Here is a 5,715-nt window from a genome sequence, read left to right on the forward strand (position 1 = left end):
AAATCCCGCCAAACGAAGTTGAGAGTCACACGTCGGCAAGTGAGGCTCCGACTAGTCTCTTTTGGGTACACCCGTGCGGGACGATATGCCGCCAACCATCGCTGCTGTGTCACAGGGTCTAGTTCGATACTTATGAAACGCCTTCCCGTCGGGTCTAGGATCTATTGATGCAGGTTTCCGGGCGAAAGGGTCTTTCGATGGCTGATCGGATCGGGACGCTCTTGAACCGGGCGGGTGATGGTGGCGAGGAGGTGCTCATCGTCAGTCGCGGGAGCGTGCGGACTCGGTTCCGTCGTCGGGACGAGTCGGGCTGGAACTTTCGGGTGGAGTCGACGGACTCGGAGAACGTCGTCGAGGTAACGCCGAAGCCAAGGCCGGCTCCGAAGCCGGCTCGCCGGGTCTCGCGCCCTCGTGGGCAGCGGGTGGCGTACGTGCGGGTGTCGGCAGCGGATCAGAACGAGGCGCGTCAGCTCGAGGCGGTGGGGGAGTGCGACCGGGTCTACGTCGAGAAGCAGTCGGCTCGCTCGCGCGCGGACCGGGTGAAGCTCGAAGAGTGCATCGGGTATCTGCGAGATGGTGATGAGCTGGTTGTTGCGTCGATGGACCGTCTCGCTCGTTCGTTGGTTGATTTGAAGCAGATCGTTGGCGAGATCACCGCGAAGGGCGCGAGTGTGGAGTTCGTCCACGAACGCGCGACCTACGCCGCTGGCGCCCAGGATCCTCGAGCCGACCTGATGCTCTCGCTGCTCGGTGCGTTCGCTGAGTTCGAGCGGGCCATCATCCGTGAACGCCAAGCCGAGGGCATCGCCATCGCCAAAGCGAAGGGTAAGTACAAGGGACGCAAACGAGTCCTGACCGACGAGCAGATCAACAAGGCCCGCGCCCGCATCGAGGCGGGGGAGGGGCCATCAGCAATCGCCCGAGATCTCGGGGTCGGCCGCTCTACGCTGTATCGGGCATTGCGGCCATCGAGGTGATTATCTTCCGTAGCTGGTCGGTGTGACTACAGCTCGATGTAGGGAGGCAGGCGCTAGTTTGTGTCACTGTTGCGGTGGCGCTGGTGGTGTTGGGAGATCACGAAGCGTGGGTCGGGGTGCATGTGAGCGCTTCAGGGTCGGCGATGTGGTCGAGGTCGTGCTAGACCACATCGCCAGGACGCCTCGCCTCTGTAGTCAATCGCGACGAGGGAAGTAGGCCCGTCTACTTCTGGTTCTGGTAGCTCCTGATGCGCTTGTGCCAGGTCCTTAGGCGGTCGTATTCGGCCTCAAGTTCGTTGGGCTCCGGCGCAACATAGTTGGTTTCTTCCGCCTTGTCGTGTCGGAGAGCCCACTTAGACGTTTTGCCGTAGCCTTCTTGGTACTCGGTGGTATCTGTGTCGGAGATTTTGGCGAGCATTCGTACCATCAGGGGGCGTACTTCGGACTTACTCCTGTCGTACACGCGATTGACGATCTCGCTTGTCACCGTGCGCTCCCATGCCTCCGACAGATAACCCGCGATTTTGTTGACGCGCTGCTCGTATTCGTCGTCGTCTAGGTCCTGTCGGTCCTTGGTAAGCTTCGTAATCTCATTCTGGATTGTATTCAGCCTCAGCCCAATATCCTGAGCCTTCCACGGCAAGCCTTCCGCGACATACCCGGGAACCGTGCCACGCCGCTGGATGGTGCGGTGATATACCTCGACTTCGGCGGAGTCCGCTGACTTAAGGAGGTCGGTCAGGAATGCAATGTCGTGGGTGAAGACAATGACCTGCCGCGACTTGGCGAACTGGACGAGCCGGTCCGCTACTTTGTCCCGCCGTACGTGATCTAGTGAGGTCACGGGGTCATCGAAGATGACGGCTGACTTAGAGGGATCAAACTCTGCTTCGGTGAAGAAGCCGGCTAGACCCAGCACCGTCTGCTCGCCCTCGCTTAGCACTGCGCGGGCGCTACCGTCCTTGTGCCGAACACCGACAAGCGCTGGGATCTGACGAACCAGTCCCTTCTGTCCGCCCCGATCCTTGAGCGTCACCTTCTCTAGGTGCATACGAGCAGTTTCATAGGTGAAGTGGTCGCGGATCTGTTTGGTGGCGTAGGTGCTCGTGAGGTCGGTTGCCTTGCGCGTAATGCCCTTGGTGTCAGTCGCGGAAAGGGCAGCGTTGAGATTTCCGAAATCCTCAAGCCGAATGACTTCGGTCTTAATCTGATCCTTGTTTTCGCTCAGCAGCCGAGAGGCTTCCAGCTCGTTTCGGATGGACTTTGCCGCAGTCAACGTTGCCTGGAAACCAGCGACGTCTGTCGCCTCGGCTTTGGCGGTCAAAGACTTCGTAAGTTCCTCAAGTCGTGTAGCGATGGTGTTCGCGGTAAGCGGCGCCGAGGGCTCTCCACTCGCCGCGAAGTGTTTCAGTGCCTCGTTGCGATGCTTCTCAAGCATGAGTAGTTGGCGCTGGGCAGCATTAGCCAGCGCCTCGTCGTGGGTACCGAGTGCGGTCAGTGCGGTCGCGATCGTCTGGGTAGAGAAATGCAGTCCCCGGAGACCGGCGAGCGCCTCTTCGTAGAGGTGCTCGGCTGCGACGGCGTCTCTCTCGGTGGTGTCAGTCATGTAGGCGTTGAAGCGAGTGAAACGCACCTTGGCGTCGTCGCTAAGTGGCTGTTGGCAAAGTGCGCAGCGGGCGTCGTCACCGACCTCGGGGAACTCGTGCTCATGGCCGGGGACGGAGACTGCATAGTCACGGGCAGCGCGCCATAGTGTCCGCCAGGTCTCCGAACCAACTCCAGACAGCGGCTCGTCGTCGAAGGATGTCTCTGCTGCGAGATTTGCTGCAGAGCGTTTGGTCAGGGCGTTGTCCTTGAGCTTTTCGATCGCAGTGAGGCGATCAGCGCTCAGGGTGTCTTCTAACTCAGCGATCGCAGCTTTCAGAGTCATGGCGTGGCTGGCATCGGCCTGAAGGCGCACACGCTCTTTGGAGGCGTCGCTCGTCTCCAACCGTGCGACTTCCTGAATCGCCTTGCCGAGGTTATCGGCGTCCTCGGATGTAAACGAGCAGGCGTTCTCAATGTCCAGGTCAGTTGTAATGGCCGACAGGTGAGATAAGAAGGTGTTCCCAGCGGCGCCTTGGGGGAGGGTGAGGTTCAGGCGCTTCTGATTACTTTCGGCAATGCGCCGCTGCAATTCCTCGCGAACCATCCCACACACGGTGATGAGACCGTCTAGCACGGTGAGGGCAGAGGGGCGGTAGGTAACGGTCGAGTCGCGGAGCAGGTACTCGTCGCCGCAGTGCTCGTCGTAAAAGCGAACTTGCTGAAGATCCGGCACCGGAGGATCGGCGGGGAACTTCACTGAGAACGGCTGGCCGTCTACCGAGTACTCGAGTTCAGCGCTCGGGTCAGGTGAGCCGTCTCGATATACGTCTGGTAGGACGAGCGAGGAGTGGCGCGCAGCAACCATTGCTTTGATGATGCGTGCGTATCCGGATTTGCCAGCGCCATTGTTGCCGTAACTGATCGTTAGTCCTGCGGGCTCAAACGCCAGTGTCTGGTCAGCGGCAAGTGCGTTGACGCTATTGCCGCCGCAGATTCTCTTGAGCCAGACCTGCCTCGCTTCGGTCGCGCCGAGGGTGAGGTTTCGGGCAGCTTCGTTGGGCGTTGCACTGCCCCGCTCCTGGAGACGGTCGGCGAGCTTCGCGACGACATCGGGATCGTCGTACGTTTCGCCGTGCGACAGGGCGATCAGTACGTCCTGTTGCCACGCGGGCCTTGTTAGCGCCCAGTCGCGTATGTCCTCTTCGATCGTCACTTCAATCGTTTCCTCGAAAAGCGGGACCATCCATGACCAAAACGATCCGTTGATGGCTACAGCGGGTGCACGCCGTCAGGCACACAAGTGAAACATCGACCACTGACATTATCTCTTCGTGGAGTCTGACGGTTCATCCGCAGGCGACGTCGTAGCGGCGGTTCGTTGATTGAGTGGAGGCGACGAGGCTCCGGGGTCCGACGCGAGCGCAGAGGGGTTCGTTGCAGCGGTTTTCTCCGATCGCACCGTCAGACAGTTCACCGGCGACGAGTAGGGCGAACCGGTGGGCGCACGCGGTGCGGCTGACACCGCCGGATCGGCAGGAGATGACTGCTAGTAGGTATGCGGAATGTGCTTAGCGTCCTCGCTACTGGCGTGGCAGGTGGGCGAGAGCTCGGTGGCTTCACCTCGTGACCGCTTTACATAAAGTCTGGTTATCGGTCCATGCTCGTGGCCAACATCGAAGCCGGGATCGCAGGGCGGCCACATCCGGGGAAGCGGTCCTCGAGCTCCGCTGTCAGCGAAGCGGCCCGCGGGGGCGGGCGAATCCGGCCATCAATGCAACCGGCACCGATACGCAACCCAGGTGAGCTCCCGCCGCCGGTGACGTTCGAGTCCTCGACGGCGTCAGTGGCGCGATGCGAGAACGTCGTTGTCGAGAAAACCCTTCAATCCGCCGCTGAACACATCGTTGTCGTCGCCGGCGACCATATGACCGGACCCGGTGACGTCGATCAATCTGGCGGTCGGTATGAGCTCAAGCAACTCTTTGGCGCCCTCTTCGCTGACCACGTTTGATTGTGTTCCACGAACGAGCATCGTGGGAACGGTAATCGCGGCTGCGGCGTCCCGGGCGCGTTCGTATCGCACGATCGAGTCGGTCTGGCGGGTGGGTTCGTCGCCCTGGCGCAGAAACGCCGGATCCCAATGCCAATACCAGCGGCCATCGCGCAGACGGAGGTTCTTGCGCAGCCCCTGCGGGTTGGGGGTGCGGACCCGGTTCGGGGTATACGCTGCGATCGCTGCGGCAGCGTCGTCGAGGCTGTCAAAACCATCCAGGCCACTTTGCATGAACGCCATAATCTCCGCGGTGCCGCCCGGTTCGACCTTCGGGGCGATATCGACCAACACCAGACCACGAGCGAGCTCGGGATTCTCTCCTTGTCCGATCAACGACGTCATACCGCCCATCGAGGCCCCGACCAGTACCGGCGTCTGCCCCAACTCGCCGATGACCGAGGTCAGGTCGGCGACCAGAGCGTCGATGCCATAGTCCCCGTCCGGTGCCCATTGGCTCTGCCCATGCCCCCGTGCATCCAGGGCGAGGGCGGACCAGCCGTCCGCCGCGAGCCTGCGTCCGGTGTTTCGCCAGGAATGCCGGGTCTGCCCGCCGCCGTGCAGCAACAGCACCACACCTTTACTGCTGACGTCTGAATCGCCCGCAGTTGACGGTGGATCCCACCGGTCGGCGGCAAGTGTGACACCGTCACCGCGGAGCTCAAGGGTTGTGACTACAGGATCCATAGAAGTTCCTCGCCATGATTATCGAGTGGAGCATTCTCAGTCATGTTGCCGCAGGGGGTGAATACCATTGCACACCACACTCGACCGGCACACTCACTCGACACCGACCCAGACTCCTCGTAGTCGATCAACCAGCCACAATTGGCGCACTCACAGCGGTTCAATCTCGGGTTCAGCGACGTCATCCTCTCGCCGGATGCTGGAACCGAGCTGTTCCGGGCGGAGATCGGGCGGGCGTTCCACGCGGCTGAAAGACTCGTGGAGTCGGCGCGATCGGCCGGCGCGATCCGTTCGGACTTCCACCACAGCGATCTGTACCTGCTGCAGCACCCCAACGGCGGTCTCGCGCGTGGTGTGCACGCGAGCCCACACCCATGGATAAGGGGCCCTTCCGGATCCGGAGTGCGTAACTGG

Annotated in this window: 4 protein-coding genes; 1 reads left to right on the top strand and 3 read right to left on the bottom strand. The window is 61.3% G+C overall.

Going from position 1 to position 5,715, the window contains the following annotated elements:
* Nucleotides 1–197: 197 nt before the first annotated feature.
* On the top strand, nt 198–977 hold the full coding sequence (locus CEY15_RS17280; protein WP_095719449.1) for a recombinase family protein: 780 nt from the start codon (nt 198–200) through the stop codon (nt 975–977).
* 223 nt (nt 978–1,200) lie between these two features.
* Here the strand turns inward: CEY15_RS17280 and CEY15_RS17285 are convergent, their stop codons facing one another.
* The 3 genes from CEY15_RS17285 to CEY15_RS18630 form a co-directional block, all read right to left on the bottom strand.
* Complete coding sequence (locus CEY15_RS17285; protein WP_245847716.1) at nt 1,201–3,777, bottom strand: AAA family ATPase; 2,577 nt, start codon at nt 3,775–3,777, stop codon at nt 1,201–1,203.
* A 627-nt stretch (nt 3,778–4,404) separates the two neighbouring features.
* Nucleotides 4,405–5,301 carry an alpha/beta fold hydrolase gene (locus CEY15_RS17295; protein ID WP_069388583.1) on the bottom strand — a complete coding sequence of 299 codons (897 nt, stop codon included), beginning with the start codon at nt 5,299–5,301 and terminating at the stop codon, nt 4,405–4,407.
* Between the two features lie 150 nt (nt 5,302–5,451).
* A partial coding sequence (locus CEY15_RS18630) for a hypothetical protein (RefSeq protein WP_217987120.1) occupies nt 5,452–5,715 on the bottom strand: 264 nt, incomplete at its 5' end.

The organism is Dietzia natronolimnaea, from assembly GCF_002289575.1.
Taxonomy (GTDB): domain Bacteria; phylum Actinomycetota; class Actinomycetes; order Mycobacteriales; family Mycobacteriaceae; genus Dietzia; species Dietzia natronolimnaea_A.

Bases quoted from the DNA above. Each gene is read 5' to 3' on its own strand.
- CEY15_RS17280 (WP_095719449.1), top strand. From the start codon at position 198: ATGGCTGATCGGATCGGGACGCTCTTGAACCGGGCGGGTGATGGTGGC.
- CEY15_RS17295 (WP_069388583.1), bottom strand. From the start codon at position 5,301: ATGGATCCTGTAGTCACAACCCTTGAGCTCCGCGGTGACGGTGTCACA.